At 69.7% G+C, this 17,835-nt stretch carries 12 protein-coding genes; 9 read left to right on the top strand and 3 right to left on the bottom strand.

Features of this window, described 5'->3' with window-relative positions; translation table 11 throughout:
- From dnaE to JLI01S_RS11450, 4 genes are all read left to right on the top strand, one after another.
- Nucleotides 1-3,205: DNA polymerase III subunit alpha (dnaE, locus tag JLI01S_RS11465; RefSeq protein WP_068264627.1), on the top strand; the 3,205-nt coding region annotated here is incomplete at its 5' end.
- Between the two features lie 238 nt (nt 3,206-3,443).
- Complete coding sequence (locus tag JLI01S_RS11460) at nt 3,444-4,223, top strand: class I SAM-dependent methyltransferase (RefSeq protein ID WP_068264625.1); 780 nt, start codon at nt 3,444-3,446, stop codon at nt 4,221-4,223.
- 6 nt (nt 4,224-4,229) lie between these two features.
- Entirely contained in the window at nt 4,230-5,498 is a 1,269-nt protein-coding gene (gene dinB / locus JLI01S_RS11455; protein WP_068264623.1) for a DNA polymerase IV, read from the top strand.
- Between the two features lie 77 nt (nt 5,499-5,575).
- Nucleotides 5,576-6,019, top strand: a complete 444-nt coding sequence (locus JLI01S_RS11450; protein WP_068264620.1) for an SCO2097 family morphological protein — start codon at nt 5,576-5,578, stop codon at nt 6,017-6,019.
- 25 nt (nt 6,020-6,044) lie between these two features.
- On the opposite strand, the gene JLI01S_RS11445 is transcribed toward JLI01S_RS11450, so the two are convergent.
- Entirely contained in the window at nt 6,045-6,560 is a 516-nt protein-coding gene (locus JLI01S_RS11445) for a DUF456 domain-containing protein (RefSeq protein ID WP_068264616.1), read from the bottom strand.
- Nucleotides 6,561-6,573: 13 nt separating this feature from the next.
- Complete coding sequence (locus JLI01S_RS11440) at nt 6,574-6,774, bottom strand: DUF7455 domain-containing protein (protein ID WP_174521319.1); 201 nt, start codon at nt 6,772-6,774, stop codon at nt 6,574-6,576.
- A gap of 240 nt (nt 6,775-7,014) precedes the next feature.
- Here JLI01S_RS11440 and JLI01S_RS11435 point away from each other — a divergent pair, with 240 nt between their 5' ends.
- Together JLI01S_RS11435 and JLI01S_RS11430 are read left to right on the top strand one after the other, a co-directional pair.
- The gene (locus JLI01S_RS11435) at nt 7,015-9,153 is read left to right on the top strand and encodes a DNA gyrase/topoisomerase IV subunit B (RefSeq protein WP_068264609.1); all 2,139 of its coding nucleotides are present in this window, start codon (nt 7,015-7,017) and stop codon (nt 9,151-9,153) included.
- 132 nt (nt 9,154-9,285) lie between these two features.
- On the top strand, nt 9,286-10,731 hold the full coding sequence (locus JLI01S_RS11430) for an APC family permease (protein WP_068264607.1): 1,446 nt from the start codon (nt 9,286-9,288) through the stop codon (nt 10,729-10,731).
- Between the two features lie 64 nt (nt 10,732-10,795).
- Here JLI01S_RS11430 and JLI01S_RS11425 read toward each other — a convergent pair whose 3' ends face one another.
- Nucleotides 10,796-13,234: a DNA gyrase/topoisomerase IV subunit A gene (locus JLI01S_RS11425; protein WP_068264604.1), complete on the bottom strand. Its 2,439-nt coding sequence runs from the start codon at nt 13,232-13,234 to the stop codon at nt 10,796-10,798.
- Between the two features lie 132 nt (nt 13,235-13,366).
- On the opposite strand from JLI01S_RS11425, the gene JLI01S_RS11420 reads away from it, so the two are divergent.
- From JLI01S_RS11420 to JLI01S_RS11410, 3 genes are read left to right on the top strand one after another with little or no spacing between them, the layout of a single operon-like run.
- Entirely contained in the window at nt 13,367-16,048 is a 2,682-nt protein-coding gene (locus tag JLI01S_RS11420) for a bifunctional acetate--CoA ligase family protein/GNAT family N-acetyltransferase (protein ID WP_068264602.1), read from the top strand.
- A gap of 20 nt (nt 16,049-16,068) precedes the next feature.
- A complete protein-coding gene (locus JLI01S_RS11415; protein ID WP_068264599.1) occupies nt 16,069-16,665 on the top strand; it encodes a DUF5998 family protein in 597 nt (198 codons plus the stop codon).
- A gap of 8 nt (nt 16,666-16,673) precedes the next feature.
- Nucleotides 16,674-17,834 carry an alkaline phosphatase family protein gene (locus JLI01S_RS11410; protein ID WP_068264597.1) on the top strand — a complete coding sequence of 387 codons (1,161 nt, stop codon included), beginning with the start codon at nt 16,674-16,676 and terminating at the stop codon, nt 17,832-17,834.
- Nucleotide 17,835: the final 1 nt, after the last annotated feature.

The following is a 17,835-nucleotide window of genomic DNA, read 5'->3' as shown; positions in this document are numbered from 1 at the left end:
CCTCGCCCGTCAGCGGCTGCAGGCGTGGCAGCAGGTGCTGCCCGCCGGCGCGCTCGCGATCGAGGTCGTCGACCACGGGGGCCCGCCGGGCACACCCGCCTCGACCGGCCACGCCGCGCACCTCCTCGGCCTGGCCGACTCCTGCGGTGTCCCGGCCGTGCTCACCGCGGCCGTGCGCCACCTGCGGCCGGAGGACGCGAGCACCGCCGATGTCCTCGACGCGACCCGGCGACTCGTCGCCCTCGACGCCCGGCACCTGGACCGGGTGACGACGGCCGGGCACCTCGCTGACGACGCGACGATGGCCGCGAGTGCCCACCGCGTGACGACTGCCCTCGGGGGAGGCGCCGGCGGATGGTCCTGCGCGAGCCCGACCCAGCGGGCTCGCGCACTGCTCGAGGACACCGTGCGCACGGCGATGGGATGTGCGCTGGACGACCGCAAGGACCTGGGCATCGGCCGGGTGCACCTCCCGGAGGCGCACGTGCTGGGGCTGCGGCCCGACGAGGACCCGCAGGCAGTGCTCGCGCAGCGGTGCCGGGCAGCGATCGGCGCGCGCTACCCCGACGCACTGCCGGCCGCGCTGCGCCGGGTCGAGGAGCGGCTGGCCGATGAGCTCGACGTCGTCGAGGCGCTGGGCTACCCGACCTACTTCCTGACCGTCGCGGAGGTCGTCGACCTCATCACCGACGCCGGGGTGCGCGTCGCCGCCCGCGGCTCCGGGGCGGGCAGCCTCGTCAACCACCTGCTCGGCATCAGCGCCATCGACCCGATCCGGCACGACCTGCTCATGGAGCGCTTCTGCTCGCCGCTGCGGGCCGAGCTGCCCGACATCGACATCGACGTGGAGTCCGCGCGCCGGACCGAGATGTACGAGCTGGTCCTGGAGCGTTTCGGCCGCGACCGGGTGACGTGCGTGTCGATGATGGACACCTACAAGGCGCGGCACGCGATCCGTGACGTCGGAGCGGCGCTGGGGGTCCCCCCTTCGGAGGTCGACGAGATCGCCAAGGCCTTCCCGCACATCCGCGCCAAGGACGTGCGCTCGGCGATGGCCGAGCTGCCCGAGCTGCGCACCCGCAGCCTCGACGGACCACGGCTCGGGGTGCTCTTCGACCTGGTCGAGCGTCTCGACGGACTCCCTCGGCACATCGCCCTGCACCCCTGCGGGGTGGTCCTGTCCGACGGCGGGCTGCTCGACCGCACCCCGGTCGAGTCGAGCTGGCTGGGCTTCCCGATGAGCCAGTTCGACAAGGACGATGTCGAGGCGCTCGGTCTGCTCAAGCTCGACATCCTCGGCATCCGGATGCAGTCGGCCATGGCGCACGCAGTCGGCGAGGTCGAGCGGGTCGACGGGGGGCGGATCGATCTCGACGACCGGGCCGATGTGCCGCTCGACGACCCGGCGACCTTCGCGATGATCCGGACGACCCGCACTCTCGGGTGCTTCCAGATCGAGAGCCCCGGGCAGCGCGAGCTCATCGGCAAGCTCGCGCCCACCGTCTTCGACGACCTGATCATCGACATCTCGCTCTTTCGTCCCGGCCCGGTGAAGTCGGACATGATCCGACCCTTCCTCGAGGCCCGGCACGGATGGTCGCGGCCGCAGTTGCTCCACGACCGGCTCGTCCCGGCGCTCGCCGAGACCGAGGGCGTCGTCGTCTTCCACGAGCAGATGCTGCGGATCATCTCCGAGACGAGCGGCGCGACCCTGGCACAGGCCGACGAGGTGCGGCGCACCATGGGCAGCCCCGACGGGCAGGCGCGCATCGAGGCCTGGTGGCGTCCCGCTGCGGCCGCCCGCGGCTACCCGCAGGCCGACATCGACCGGATCTGGACGGTGCTCGCGGCCTTCGCCTCCTTCGGCTTCTGCAAGGCGCACGCCGCGGCCTTCGCCATGCCGACCTACCAGTCCGCGTGGCTCAAGACCCACCACCCGGCAGCCTTCCTCGCCGGCGTCCTCACCCACGACCCCGGCATGTACCCCAAGCGGCTGCTCCTCGAGGAGGCCCGCTCGCTAGGTGTCACGGTCCTCGGCGTCGACGTCAACGCGAGCACGGGGGAGTACCGCATCGAGCGCGCGCCCGTGGCCGGGCAGCCCCCGGACGACCCGGACCTGCCCGACGGGTCCGGTTGGGGGATCCGCCTCTCGCTCGCCGATGTCAAGGGCATGAGCGACAGTGAGATCGCTCGCGTCGTCGCCGGGGCGCCCTACGACTCACTCGCCGACTTCTGGCAGCGGGCTGCGGTGAGCCGGCCGGTCGTCGAGCGGTTGATCCTCGTCGGGGCCTTCGACTCCGTACACGGCACCGGGGCAGGGCGTGGTGGTCCGGGGCTCGGCAACCGTGGCCGGCTGACCCGCCGTGACCTGCTGCTGCACGTCGCCGAGCTCGACCGCTGGTCACGCGCCACATCGGGGCGCTCCCGAGGGCGGACGCGGCGGGCCGATGCCCCGACATGGGCCGCCGGCCAGCCGGGGGCGCAGCAGGTGCGCACGAGCACCGTCACCGCGGTCGCCAGCCAGCTGACCCTCGACCTCGGTGACTCCCCAGAGCTCGGTGAAGGCGTCGGGCTGCCCGAGATGACCGTCCCCGACCAGGTGAGTGCCGAGCTGGAGATTCTCGGCCTCGACGCGTCCAGGCATGTCATGGACTTCTACGCGCCGATGCTCCAGGCGCTTGGCGTGACCCGCAGCGCCGACCTGCTCTCCGTCCGCAATGGCGCGCAGATCCTCGCCGCCGGGGTCAAGGTCGCGACCCAGACGCCACCGATCCGCTCCGGACGTCGGGTCGTCTTCCTCACCGTCGATGACTCGACCGGCCCGGTCGACGCGACTTTCTTCGAGGACGTGCAGGGGCCCTACGCGGCGACGATCTTCCACTCCTGGCTGCTGCTCGTGCGCGGTACGACCCGCCGGGCCGGGCCGCGCGGGATCTCGATGCTCGCCTCCGGTGCGTGGGAGCTGTCGACGCTGTGGGAGGCCTGGGAGCGCGGCGGGATCGAGGCCGTGCACGCCGCGCTCGACGAGGCCGACGATCTCGCCCGGGCTCGCGACGCCGCGCATCAGCAGCCCGAGGGGCACCGGGTGCTCGTCCACGCGTCGGGCTTCCGTCAGTCACCGTGGGCCGACACCCGCCCTGCAGGCACGGGTGTCGAGCCCCCACGCAAGCTGTGGCACTCCTCGCCCGGCAGCTCCGGCCACTGAGATTCGCCCCCTTCAGAGGGGGCGAATCTCCCTTCGCGCCGGTCGTCGGTTCGAGGTGGCAGGGGTCGAGCGGTCAGACCGAGGTTCTTCGACCCCTTGTGTCTGGATCTCTTGGTCCCCGCTGGTGGGGACCAACCGGGATGCCGCAGCTCTGGCCGCTGAGCGTTCGCCCCCTTCAAAGGGGGCGAACGCCCGACGCGCGGAGGGGGTGTCACCGGCGGCGACTAGGGTTGGAGCCATGACTGATGAGCGAGCGTGGCGCCGTGGAAGCAGCGGTGTCGAGGGCAATGTCCGGACCGCCGCGATCTGGTCGCAGGTGCGTGAGCTCAGCGAGTCCCGCCAGAGCGAGCTCTCCCGACCACTGCGCGTCCTCGACCTCGGCGGTGGCACCGGCGGCTTGGCCGTCGCCCTCGCCGAGCAGGGCCACACCGTCACGGTCGTCGACCCGAGCCCCGACGCGCTCGCCTCGATGAGCCGACGGGTCGCCGAGTCCGACGCAGCAGACCGGATCAGCGCCGTCCAGGGCGACGCAGACACCCTCGCCGGCATCGCCGCGCCCGGCAGCATCGATCTGCTGTGCTGCCACGGCACCCTCGAGTACGTCGAGGACCCCGAGGCCACCCTCGCCCGCATCGCCGAGGTCCTCGCCCCCGGCGGGCACCTGTCCCTCGTCACCGCGCAGCGGGTGGCCGCGGTCATCGGCCGAGCCCTCGCCGGGCGTTTCGACCAGGCCCGCACAGCGCTCACCGCTCCTGACGGCCGGTGGGGCGAGGAGGACCCGGTGCCGCGACGCTTCGACCGGGCGGCGCTCGCCGAGATGCTCACGCGCGCCGGCTTCACCACCCTCGAGACCCGAGGGGTGCGGATCTTCAGCGATGTCGTGCCCAGCACCTTCGTCGACACCGAGGCCGACCGCCAGGCGCTCCTGGAGCTCGAGGAGCTGGCCTCCGCCGACGCCGGTCGCATCGGACTGTCTGCGCTGGGTGGCGCCGTCCACCTCATCGCCCGTCGCGACTGAGCGACGATGAGCCGGCGTCAGTACCGGCCCCCGCCGCGGGCTGGTCAGGGGCCCCCGGACGACACCGGGTGCACGATCCTGCACGTCGACATGGATGCCTTCTTCGCCTCGGCGTCCCTCATCGCCCACCCCGAGCTCGTCGGGACCCCGGTCATCGTCGGCGGCGGCAACCGCGGAGTCGTCCTGTCGGCGACCTACGAGGCGAGGGCCTTCGGCGTCTCCTCGGCCATGCCGATGGGGCGCGCCCGACGGCTGTGCCCGCAGGCGACGATCCTGCCGCCGGAGCACGAGCTCTACTCGCGCATCTCTGCGGCGATCATGGCGACCTTCGCCGACATCACCCCCTACGTGGAGCCACTGAGCAGTGACGAGGCCTTCCTCGACATCGCCGGCGCCGTGCGGCTCATGGGCTCACCGGCGACGATCGCCCAGCGCATCCGCGACACCGTCGCCGACGAGCAAGGCATCACCTGCTCCGTGGGCGTCGCGAGCAGCAAGTTCGTCGCCAAGCTGGCCTCCGGCCTGGCCAAGCCCGACGGGCTGCTCGTCATCCCCGCCGATGAGGTCGTCACCTTTGTCCAGCAGCTGCCCGTCGGTGCGCTGTGGGGAGTGGGGGACAAGACCGAGGAGGCACTCGCCCGGCTGGGGCTCAAGACGGTCGCCGACATCGCCCACACCCCCCGCGCCACGTTGGTACGAGGGCTCGGTGAGGCCACCGGCAACCACCTGCACGACCTGGCCTGGGGACGGGACCCCCGAGCGGTCCAGCCGGTCCGACGCGAGCGCAGCATCGGCAACGAGCGCACGTTCGACCATGACGTCGACGACCCCGACATCGTCCACCGCACCCTGCTGGGGCTGAGCGACAAGACCGCCTCCCGCCTACGGGCCGCCGGGCTCGTCGGCCGCACCGTGAGCATCAAGGTGCGCTTCGCCGACTTCTCCACGATCAGCCGCTCCCGCTCCCTGCGCGATGCCACCGACGTCTCCCGGGACATCGCGGCGATGGCCCGAGAGCTCTACGACGCACTGGGCCTGCAACGCGCCCGCGTCCGACTGGTCGGGGTGCGGGTCGAGCAACTGTCCGAGGCCTCCTCGACGCCCGTCCAGGTGGCTCTCGACGAGCCCGAGCACGGCTGGCGCGAGGCCGATCGGGCCATCGACCGAGCAAGCGCGCGCTTCGGTGCAGGCAGCGTCCGACCGGCGAGCCTGCTCGCCGACCGGAGTCGCAAGGCGAGCCCACCTACCGCAGGCCGCGGTCGCGACCTAGACTGAGGGGACCACGGCGGTGCAACCGACGTGGGGACCCGCGGGCTCACCCCGCATGAGATCTGGCTGGTAGGGAGGTCACCGTGGCGCTGACAGAGCGCGAGCGGCAGATGCTCGAGGAGATGGAAGAGGCCATCCGGGCCGAGGACCCTCGCTTTGCCTCGCAGATGAACGGCGCCAAGTCCGAGCACTCGGACCGTCGGCGGCTGATCATCGGCATCATCGGCGCGATCTCCGGGCTCGGTGTGGTCCTGCTGGGCATCAACACCAACCTGTGGGTCGGCGTCGCCGGTTTCGTCCTCATCGTCGCGTCGGTTGCCCTCGCGCTCACCCCCAGCGGGAGCAGGCAGGGCAAGGGACTCGGGCTCGTGGGTGATGACGGCTCGGTCCGCAGTCCGCGCACGGGACGCAAGCGGACCCGGGCCAAGGGAGCCGGCAAGGCGGGCAAGCCCGCCCAGCACGGCACCTTCATGGAGCGTATGGAACAACGCTGGGAAGAGCGGCGCAAGCACGGGCAGGGCTGGTAGAGAGAAGGGCAGGGGGCGAAAGTGCTCAGTGCAGGAGGATGCCCGCGGTCCAGGTGATCGCGATGAGCAGCGAGGCCCCGAGCTCGATCCCCATGCTGTGCAGCACCCCACGCAGCGCTGACTTCGTGGCCTGCCAGGCCCGGTCGATCTCGTGGAAACGGACGTACTCCGCGGCGAAGACACCCAGGACGAAACCGATCGGCAGACCGACCACCGGGATGACGAAGAAGCCGATGACGGCGCCGACGACACCCAGCGCGAGCGTCAGGCCACCGACGCCCTCGCGCTTCATCCGTCGCCCGGGCAGCAGGAACTGCAGCGTCAGGCAGATCGCGTAGATCACCACGACGATCCCGAGGGTCACCCAGGCGATCGTCCCGCCGGTCTCTGCCGCCCACAGCAGCACTGCGGCGACGCACAGCAGCAACCCCGGAAGGACCGGGATGATGATGCCGAGCACACCGACGACGTAGATCGCGACGGCGAGCCACAGCACTGCCGTGGTGGGGTCAGGGCTGGCCTCTGCGGCCAGGGTCAGCACGCGCTGGTGCCGCTCAGCGCTCTTCGACCGGCGCCGACGGCGTCGTGCTCTCGTCGAGACGACTCGTGTCGTCGTCGATCTCTGCCAGATCCTTCAGTGCCGGGATGTGCTCTCGCCCGTGGTGGGCGCAGAAGAGCAGCTCGCCGCCCGCGTGGAGGCGGGCACGCACGTAGGCCTTGGCTCCGCAGCGGTCGCAGCGGTCGGCTGCGGTCATGGGGCTTACCAGGGTCGCGTTCACGTGTTGCCTCATTTCATGCTGATTTCCGTGGACGTCCGAGACAACAGTCAAACATGCGAAAGGCTTCCCGGGGAGCATCCTTTCCGCGTGGCGTGACCGATGGCACATCCCCGGCGCGGTCCGCGACACCACGAGCGGGCACCTCCCCAGCGCTGTCCGGCCTGCGGACTAGCCTGCAGTGGTCCCACCCGACGACCGACAAGGCAGGCCCCCTTCGTGCCTCCGGCAGCCACCACCACCGCCAAGAAGACCGCGAGCAGCAAGACGGCGCAGGACTACACCGCGCACCATCTGCAGGTTCTCGAGGGGCTCGAGGCCGTCCGCAAGCGCCCAGGCATGTACATCGGCTCCACCGACCAGCGCGGACTCATGCACTGCATGTGGGAGATCATCGACAACGCGGTCGACGAGGCCCTCGGCGGCCACGGTGACCGGATCGAGATCGTGCTGCACGCGGACGACTCCGTCGAGGTGCGCGACAACGGCCGCGGGATCCCCGTCGACATCGAGCCGCGCACGGGCCTGACCGGCGTCGAGGTCGTCTACACCAAGCTCCACGCCGGGGGGAAGTTCGGCGGCGGCTCCTACACGGCCTCCGGTGGACTCCACGGCGTGGGTGCCTCCGTGGTCAATGCGCTCTCCTCCCGCTTGGACGTCGAGGTCGACCGCGCGGGCAAGACCTACGCGATGAGCTTCCGTCGCGGCGAACCCGGCACCTTTTCCGATGTCGCGGGGGCGAAGGGGGAGATCTCTCCTGACAACGACTTCAGCCCCTATGACAAGGGCAGCGAGTTGGCAGTCATCGGCAAGACCAAGCGCGGTGTGACCGGCACGCGGGTGCGCTACTGGGCCGACCCGCAGATCTTCCTGAAGGGCGCTGGGGTCGACCGTGAGGCCTTGGCTGCCCGCGCCCGGCAGACCTCCTTCCTGGTGCCCGGCCTGACCCTCGTCGTGCGCGACGAGCGTGAGGACGAGGCGATCGAGGAGGTCTTCCACCATGACGGTGGGATCAGCGAGTTCGTCGAGTTCCTCGCTCCGGATGCGCCCGTCACGGACGTGTGGCGTCTCGAGGGCACCGGGACCTTCACCGAGACCGTCCCCGTTCTCGATGCCAAGGGCCACATGACCCCGACCGACGTCGAGCGTGAGTGCGGGGTGGACATCGCGCTGCGGTGGGGGACCGGCTATGACACCAAGCTGTCCGCCTTCGTCAACATCATCGCCACACCCAAGGGCGGCACCCACGTCGCAGGCTTCGAGCAGGCCCTGCTCAAGGTCTTCCGCAAGCAGCTGGAGTCCAACGCCCGCAAGCTCAAGATCGGCAACGACAAGGTCGACAAGGACGATGTCCTCGCCGGCATGACCGCCGTCGTCACCGTCCGGCTGGCCGAGCCGCAGTTCGAGGGGCAGACCAAGGAGGTGCTCGGCACCAACGCCGTGCGCGCCATCGTCAGCAAGGTCGTGGAGACGGAGCTGACCTCGCTGCTCACCTCGACCAAGCGCGGCGACAAGCAGATGGCTGCCCAGCTGCTGGAGAAGGTCGTGGCCGAGATGAAGTCGCGCATCTCCGCGCGGCTGCACAAGGAGACCCAGCGCCGCAAGAACGCCCTGGAGACGTCCTCGCTCCCGCCGAAGCTGCGCGACTGCCGCAGCACCGACGTGGACAAGACCGAGCTCTTCATCGTGGAGGGCGACTCGGCCATGGGCACGGCCAAGGAGGCCCGCAACAGCGAGTTCCAGGCGCTGCTGCCGATCCGCGGCAAGATCCTCAACGTGCAAAAGGCCGCAGTCGGCGACATGCTCAAAAATGCTGAGTGCGCCTCGATCATCCAGGTCATCGGTGCGGGCTCCGGGCGCAGCTTCGACGTCGATGTCGCCCGCTACGGCAAGATCATCATCATGACCGACGCCGATGTCGACGGCGCCCACATCCGCACCCTGCTGCTCACGCTCTTCTTCCGCTACATGCGCCCACTCGTCGAGGCCGGCAAGGTCTACGCGGCGGTCCCGCCGCTGCACCGGATCGAGGTCATCAACCCCGGGTCGAAGAAGAACGAGTTGATCTACACCTACTCCGAGGCAGAGATGCGCAAGAAGTTGTCCTCGCTGAGCTCGCGCGGCAAGAACATCAAGCAGCCGATCCAGCGCTACAAGGGTCTGGGCGAGATGGACGCCGACCAGCTGGCCGAGACGACGATGGACCCCCGCCACCGCATGCTGCGTCGCGTCACCACCGCGGATCTCGAGGCTGCCGAGGAGATCTTCGAGCTGCTCATGGGCAAGGACGTCGACCCTCGTCGCGAGTTCATCGTCTCCTCGGCCGACCAGCTCGATCGGGAGCGGATCGACGCCTGATCGGCCCCACCCGCCGTCACAATTCGCGCAGCCGTCGGCGCGTCGCAGCCGATGCAGTTGCGCGCGACGGTGGCGTGGGTCACGGTATGTGGATCGGTGCGCGCCGGGCGCGCCGCAGACTCAGGAGGACTCATGTCCGATGTCGCCACCTCGGACCACACCACGGGTGAGGACTCGACCGAGCTCAAGAGGGTCCTGGGGCCCAAGCTCCTGCTCCTCTTCATCGTCGGCGACATCCTCGGCACCGGTGTCTACGCACTGACCGGCAAGGTCGCGGCCGAGGTCGGCGGTGCGGCGTGGGCTCCCTTCCTCGTCGCCTTCATCGTGGCCACGATGACGGCCTTCTCCTACCTGGAGCTGGTCACGAAGTACCCCAAGGCGGGTGGCGCAGCGACCTTCGTGCACAAGGCCTTCGGCGTGCACTTCATCACCTTCATCACCGCCTTCATCGTCATGTGCTCGGGCATCACGTCGGCGTCGACGGCCTCGAGTGCCTTCGCCGAATTCCTGCGCGATGGTCTCCAGCTGGAGTGGGCGGACGGCTCGACGCAGCTGCTCTTCGTCGCCCTGGCCTTCATGGCGGTCATCGCCGCGATCAACTTCCGCGGCGTGGGCGAGAGCGTCAAGGCCAATGTCGTGCTCACCCTGGTCGAGCTCTCGGGCCTGCTGATGATCATCTTCATCGGCCTCTTCGCCGTCACCCAGGGCCGGGCGGACTTCTCTCGCGTCATCATCTTCGACAGCCCGAGCGGCAAGGGCACCTTCTTCGCGATCACGATGGCGACCTCGTTGGCCTTCTTCGCGATGGTCGGCTTCGAGGACTCGGTCAACATGGCCGAGGAGACCAAGGAGCCGTCGAAGATCTTCCCCAAGGTCATGCTGACCGGTCTGGGTATCACGGGTGTCATCTACATCCTCGTGTCCATCACCGCGGTCGCGCTCGTCCCGGTGGGCAGCCTGATCGATCCGGACAAACCGTCTGCGCTGACGCAGGTCGTCGCCGCGGGTGCGCCCGGGTTGCCCTTTGACAAGATCTTCCCCTTCATCGGGATGTTCGCCGTCGCCAACTCGGCCCTGATCAACATGCTCATGGCCTCGCGTCTCGTCTACGGCATGTCCCGTCAGGAGGTCCTGCCCCCCGGTCTGGGAGCCGTGCACAAGACCCGGCAGACGCCGTGGGTCGCGATCATCTTCACGACGCTCATCTCCTTCGGACTGATCACCTATGTCGTCCTCGACGGCGAGTCGGAGGTGGTGTCGCTCCTGGGCGGCACCACGGCGCTGCTGCTGCTCGCGGTCTTCACTGTCGTCAACGTCGCGGTCCTCGTGCTGCGTCGTGACCACGTGGATCGTCAGCACTTCAGGGCGCCGACCATCCTGCCGATCATCGCGGCACTGTGCTGCGCCTTCCTCGTCGGGCCGTGGGCCCGCAGCGAGGACCAGCAGCAGCAGTACGTCATCGGTGGCGGCCTGCTCGTCCTGGGCATCGTCTTGTGGGCGATCACCTGGTTCCTCAACCGGGCGCTCTACGCCAAGAAGACGTACATGCGCGACCCGGAGCACATTGACCACAACTGACCGGGCATGACGAAGGGGGTGGAGCCGGCGTTTGCCGGCTCCACCCCCTTCGTCATGCGGACTGTCAGAGCGAGCCGATACCGCCGATGACAGCGGCGGCGGGCGTGCCGGAGCCGTCGCGACGACCGTCGGCCTCGGGCAGGTTGACCGGGACGCCGTTGGGCTGGGAGGCCCGGGCATTGGCCCGGCCGACCCAGGCCAGGAGCAGTCCGTCCTCGCCCTTGAGGAAGCGGTGGGCGCGCATGCCAGCGGTCGCGCGGCCCTTGCTCGGGTACTCGTCGAAGGAGGTGACCTTCCATGCGCCGGTGTCGGTCCCGGGCAGCGCGTCGGAGGAACCCGACACGGTCACGACGATGTTGTCGAAGTTGAGGTTGGCGGCGCCGAAGAAGATCACCTGCGCCCCGTCCGTCAGTCGGATCCCCGCGATGCCACCACCTGAGCGGCCCTGCGGCCGCACGTCACCGGCGGAGAAGTGCAGCAGGCTGGCGTGGTCGGTGACGAAGACCAGTTCCTCCTCGCCCGTGGACAGCTCGACGGCTCCCACGACGCGGTCACCGTCCTTGAGGGAGATGGCCTCCCAGGAGCTGCCCTTGGGGTAGTCGGTGCTCACGCGCTTGACGACGCCGTGGGCGGTGCCGAGAGCCAGGCCGGGGGAGTCAGTCGACAGGCTCATCAGGGTCAGCGGCGTCTCACCGCCCGGCAGGTCGACATAGGCCGCGAGCGGCGCCCCACCGGAGAGATTGGGCGCGCCGTTGGACGGCGGCAGGCCGGGCAGCTCGAGGGCTCCCAGACGCACCATCCGACCGGCGGAGGTCACGACCGCGACCTCACCCCGAGCGGTGGTGCGCACCGCGGCCACGATGGCGTCGTGCTTGGCCCGGCCGCCATCGGTGCTCAGCGGTTCTGCGTCGCTGGTACGAGCCAGCAGCCCGGTGCTCGACAGCAGCACCCAGCACGGGTCGTCGGCGACCTCGAGCGGCGTGCTCGCTGCGGCTGCCTGGCCCGCAGACTCCAGCAGCACCGTGCGTCGCGGGTCGCCGTGCCGCTTGGCGACATCGGCCAGCTCCGTGGAGATGAGTCGGGTGAGGACCTTGTCGTCGCCGAGGATCTCCTCGAGCGCAGTGATCTGCTCGAGCAGATCACTCTGCTCCTTCTCGAGCTCGATCCGGGAGAACTTGGTCAGGCGGCGCAGCTGCAGGTCGAGGATGTAGGTCGCCTGCGGCTCGGACAGGTCGAAGACCTCTCGCAGGCGCTCGCGCGCGATGTTGGCGTCATCGCTGGTGCGGATGACCTGGATGACCTCGTCGATGTCGACGATCGCGATGAGCAGTCCCTCGACCAGGTGCAGGCGCTCACGACGCTTGGCCAGGCGGTACTCGGTGCGCCGCCGCACGACGTCACGTCGGAAGTCGACGTAGACCGTGAGCAGCTCCTTGAGCCCCATCGTGCGCGGCTGGCCCTCGACGAGCGCCACGTTGTTGATGGAGAAGGAGTCCTCCATCGGGGTGAGCTTGTACAGCTTGTCGAGGACCGCCTCGGGGTTGAAGCCGTTCTTGATCTCGATGACCAGCTGCATGCCGGACTCGCGGTCCGTGAGGTCCTTGACGTCGGCGATGCCCTGCAGCTTCTTGGACTGCACGGCGTCCTTGATCTTTTCGATGACCTTCTCGGGGCCGACGAGGTAGGGCAGCTCGGTGACGATGATCCCCTGACGGCGCGGGGAGACCTTGTCGATCCGCGTGGTCGCGCGGGTGCGGAAGCTGCCGCGACCGGTGAGATAGGCATCGCGGATCCCGTCGAGACCGACGATCCGCCCGCCACCGGGCAGGTCGGGGCCGGGCACGAACTTCATCAGGTCGTCCAGGCTGGCGTCCGGGTGGGTCAGCAGGTGACGGGCAGCGCCGATGACCTCGACGAGGTTGTGCGGCGGCATGTTGGTCGCCATGCCGACGGCGATACCGGTCGTGCCGTTGACCAGGAGGTTGGGATAGGCCGAAGGGAGGACCTCCGGCTGGAGGAGCTGGTCGTCGTAGTTGGGGACGAAGGGGACGGTGTCCTCGTCGAGCCCGGTCACCATGAGCAGCGCGGCCGGGGCCATCCGCGCCTCGGTGTAGCGGCTCGCGGCCGGACCGTCGTCGAGCGAGCCGAAGTTGCCGTGACCGTCGACGAGCGGCAGTCGCATCGAGAAGGGCTGGGCCAGACGCACGAGGGCGTCGTAGATTGCCGTGTCGCCGTGCGGGTGGTACTTGCCCATGACCTCGCCGACGACGCGGGAGGACTTGACGTGGCCGCGCTCAGGGCGCAGCCCCATCTCGCTCATCGAGTACAGGATCCGGCGGTGGACCGGCTTGAGTCCGTCGCGGGCGTCGGGCAGGGCGCGCGCGTGGATCACCGAGTAGCTGTACTCGAGGAAGGCGTTGCGCATCTCGTCCGCGACGTCGATGTCGACGATCCGCTCCGGGGCGTCGGGCGGGGGAGAAGCTGCTGCGGTGCGGCGGGCCATGCTGGCTGGTGACTCCTCGTGGGAACGGTGCTCGAGCCCACCCATCCTCACCCCTGCGCCCCGTCACGTGCGGTACCGACACACGTGGCGTCACCGACGTGCTGACCAGCCGGCCGTGGCAGGATTGAGGACATGACGGAGCTCCCCACGGGCTACCCGGTGCTGGCTGAGGCTGATGTCGTCCTTCGGGACGGGTCGGTCTGCAGGCTGAGGCCGATCAAGCCCTCGGATGCCGACGGGATCCGCAAATTCCACGCCGGTCAGTCCGACGAGTCGATCTATCTGCGCTTCTTCGCTCCCATGCGCACCCTCAGCGATCGCGACATCAAGCGCTTCACCGAGGTCGACTACCACGACCGGATGGCTCTCGTGGCCATGATCGGCGACGACATCATCGGGATCGGCCGCTACGACCGGGTGAGCGACCACAGCGCCGAGGTCGCCTTCAACATCTCTGACCACTACCACGGCAAGGGGATCGGCTCCGTCCTCCTCGAGCACCTCGCGGCGATCGCCCATTCGGGCGACCTCAAGGAGTTCGAGGCCGAGGTCCTGCCCCACAACCGCAAGATGCTCTCGGTCTTCTCCGACGCGGGCTACCAGGTGAGCCGTCGGATCGAAGACGGCGTCGTGACACTGCACTTCGCCATCGAGCCGACCGCGGAGTCGCTCTCGGTCCGCTTCGCGCGGGAGCACCGTGCGGAGTCGCAGAGCGTGCGGGCGATGTTGCACCCGGGCTCGGTCGCGGTGATCGGCGCCAGCCGACGCGAGCGCGCCATCGGCCACCAGATGCTCAAGCAGATCGTCGAGGGCGGTTTCACCGGGAGGGTGCACGCGGTCAACCCCGACGCAGACGAGATCCTGGGGCTGCAGGCGGTGGCCTCGATCGGCGAGATCGACGGAGGTGTGGACCTGGCCGTCATCGCGGTGCCTGCAGACCGCGTCACCGGGGTCGTCGTCGAGTGCGCGGCGGCCGGGGTGCGGACCCTGCTCATCGTCTCCTCCGGGTTCGCCGAGGTGGACGACGAGGGAGCCCGACGGCAGCAGGAGGTCTTGCGCCTCGCGCGCGACCACGGGATGCGGGTCCTGGGACCCAACTCCTTCGGGCTGATCAACACCGATCCGGCGGTCGCCCTCAACGCGACCTTGACCTCGATCATCCCCAAGCCCGGCTTCCTCGGGCTCTTTTCCCAGAGCGGTGCCCTGGCGATCGCCAACCTCGACTCCGCCGCCCGCCGAAACCTCGGCATCTCGGTCTTCGCCTCCGCGGGCAACCGGGTCGACGTGTCCGGCAATGACCTCATGCAGTACTGGGTGGAGGACGAGCGCACGCGCGCGGTCGGGCTCTATCTCGAGTCCATGGGCAACCCGCGCAAGTTCTCCCGGGTGGCGCGCCACCTCGCCTCCAACAAGCCGGTCATCGTCGTCAAGCCCGCCTCGGCGAGCTACGGGGCGCCCCCCGGCCACAAGGTGCGCAAGCCCAAGGTCAAGCCGCATGCCTTCAACGCCATGCTCGAGCAGGCCGGGGTCATCCACTGCGAAAACGTCCACCAGATGTTCGACGTCGCCCAGCTGCTCGTACACCAGCCACTCCCCGCGGGGCGCCGGGTCGCCATCGTCGGCAACTCCAGCCAGCTCGCGGCGTTGTGCGCCGACAACGCCAACGAGCGCGGGCTCGAGGTCGTCCACGGCCCGGTCGCCGTACCCACAGAGGCCACGGCCGTCGAGTTCCAGGCGGCGGTGGACGCCGCTTTCGCCGACGACCAGGTCGACTCGGTTATCGTCTGCTTCATCCCTCCTGTCGGGGCGCTCGACCAAGAGGTCGTCGAGGCCCTGCGGCATGCGGCCTCACGGTCGGACAAGCCTTGCGTCGCGACGCTGCTGGGTCTGCGGGGTGTCGACGACGGTGGTGACGCCGCCTTCCTCCACGAGACCGGCGACTTCCCCGACGATGCTCCCCGGCAGGCCGTGCCGCTCTACGCCATGCCCGAGGAGGCCATCCGGGCGCTCGCCGCCGCGACGGACTACGGGCAGTGGCGTGACAAGGACAAGGGCGAGACCGTGGTACGCGACGGGATCGACCGGTGGGCGGCCCGCGCGCTGCTCGACCGGGTGCTCGAGGAGGACCCGGAAGGGCGCGCCCTCACCAGCGACGAGGCGAGCGAGCTGCTCGGGGCCTATGGGATCGATGTCTGGCCGCGCTACGAGGCGGCCACGGCCGACGAGGCGGTGGCGGCAGCGGAAGCCGTCGGGTACCCCGTGGTCGTCAAGTCCCTCTCGCCGCTCGTGCGGGGCCAGGCGATGCTCGAGGGCATCCGCGTGGACCTGCACGACGCGCAGTCCGTGCGGGCAGCCTTCGAAGCCCTCGACCGGAGACTGGCCCCGATGGACGCCAACTACTTCGTCGTCCAGCGGATGGCCGGACCCGGAGTCTCCACCGTGCTGTCCACGATCGAGGACCCGCTCTTTGGTCCCGTGGTCTCCTTCAGCATCGCCGGCGCGCCGACCAAGCTGCTCGACGACATCGCCTACCGGATCCCGCCGCTCACCGACGTCGACGTGCGCGAGATCGTCGAGGGGATCAAGCTGTCGCCGCTGCTCATGGGGTACGACGGTGCGGTACCGGTGGATCGTGCCGCACTCGAGGACGTCCTCGGCCGCTTGTCGATCATGTCCGACGACTTCCTCGAGCTGTCGTCGGTGGAGCTCAACCCGGTGATCGCCCACGGGAGCGGCGTGACGGTCATCGGGGCCGAGGTCATGATCTCGCCGGCGACCCGGCGCATCGACACCGACGCGCGGAGCCTGACCTGAGGCTGGGGCACAATGGCGGGATGCCCGCACCTGCTGACCTCACGGCGATCACCCTGCCGCCGGCCCTCACCGCTGACATCGAGCGGGCCGGTTACTACCCGGCCCTCGTCGCCGACGTGATCAAGGCGGCGGTCGGCACCGAGGACGTGCACGGGCACCTGGTCCACCAGGAGACGACCTTCGACCAGGACACCGTCCGCCGGCACATCACCGTCTTCGCCCGCACGACCACACGTCTGGTGGTCGCCCATGCCGATGACTACCCCGACCACTTCTCCGGTGCGCAGGAGATCGCGACGGCCACGACCGAGTGCATCCCGCTGTCCAATGTGCGCGGCGTCATGCTCACCCATGTCGTCGGCGACCCGTCGTCCTATGTGCCGGGTTCGCTCGGGCGCGAGCTGACCCTCACGGTCGGCTGGGGAGCGGTCAGCCGGGTCGACCTGCTGCCGGCCCAGTGCAGTGACCCCGAGTGCGACGGCGGCGACCACGGCTACGAGGGCACCGTCACCAGTGACGACATCGCCCTGCGCATCAGCGCCGAGGCAGAGGGACGCACGGCGCTCGACCGGGCCATCGAGTTCGCCCGGGACCTCTCCGCGAGCATCGGGCACTGACCCGCTCCATGGCGCACTACGGCAACCAACCCGCGACCCTCCTGCCGGCGACCCCACGACTCGACCGCCTGCTCCCGGCCGTCGCGACGAGCCTCGAGGTCCCCGGTCTGGCACGCAGCGGGGACCGGCCCCTGGCTCCTGCCCGACGCACCGTCGTCGTCCTCGTGGACGGACTGGGAGCCCAGCTGCTGACTCGTCGCGGCGGGCACGCTCCCTTCCTGCGTCGCCTGCTGCAGGACCCCGATGCCGCGGTGACGATCGACTGCGGGTTCCCGTCGACGACGGCGACCTCGATGGGCAGCTTCGGCACGGGCTCCCTGGCCGGCGCGCACGGGCTCGTCGGCTACGAGGCCTATGACCCCGACACGGACGCCGTCTTCAACGAGCTGTCCTGGGAAGACGGTCCGGCGCCGCACCGTTGGCAGCCCGCACCCACCGTCTTCGAGGCGGTCCAGGCCGCAGGGGTGGCGGTCACCCGGATCGGCCCCGGCTTCTTCGACGGGTCCGGCCTGACGGAGGCGGCCCTACGCGGCGGCCGCTTCATCGCTGCCAAGAGCTTGGCCGCGCGCGTCGACGCGACCGTGAGCGCGGTCCGGGCACAGCCACGATCGCTCGTGTACCTCTACTGGGGAGAGGTCGACAAGATCGGTCACGTCCACGGGTGCGACTCCCACGAGTGGGTCGCCGAGCTGGAGGAGGTCGACGCGCAGCTGGCGAGGCTGGCCAACCTGCTGCCGGCCGACACCTCCCTGCACATTACGGCCGACCACGGGATGGTCGATGTCCCGCTCGACGCCCGGCCGGACATCGCCGAGGACGCTGAGCTCGATGCCGGGCTGCGTCATGTCTCCGGCGAACCACGCTGTGTCCAGCTGCACGTGCAGACCGGTGCGCTCGACGACGTCCTGGCGACCTGGCGAGGCCGACTGGGGGAGGACGCGCTGGTCGTCACCCGCGACGAAGCCATCGAGTCGGGGTGGTTCGGGACGGTCAGCGACACCGTGCGACCGCGGATCGGTGAGGTCATCGCCGCGATGACCGGACCGATCGCCGTCCAGGACTCGCGTCGTCACCGGCCCGAGCTGCGGGCGCTCATCGGGGTACACGGCTCGATCACGGCCGACGAGGTGGCGATTCCGTGGCTGACCCTGGCCGCTCGGGAGCAGTGAC

This window comes from Janibacter limosus NBRC 16128, assembly GCF_001570985.1.
Lineage (GTDB): Bacteria > Actinomycetota > Actinomycetes > Actinomycetales > Dermatophilaceae > Janibacter > Janibacter limosus.
Note: the sequence above shows the minus strand (reverse complement) of the source record. Positions and strands in the feature narration are given on the sequence as shown.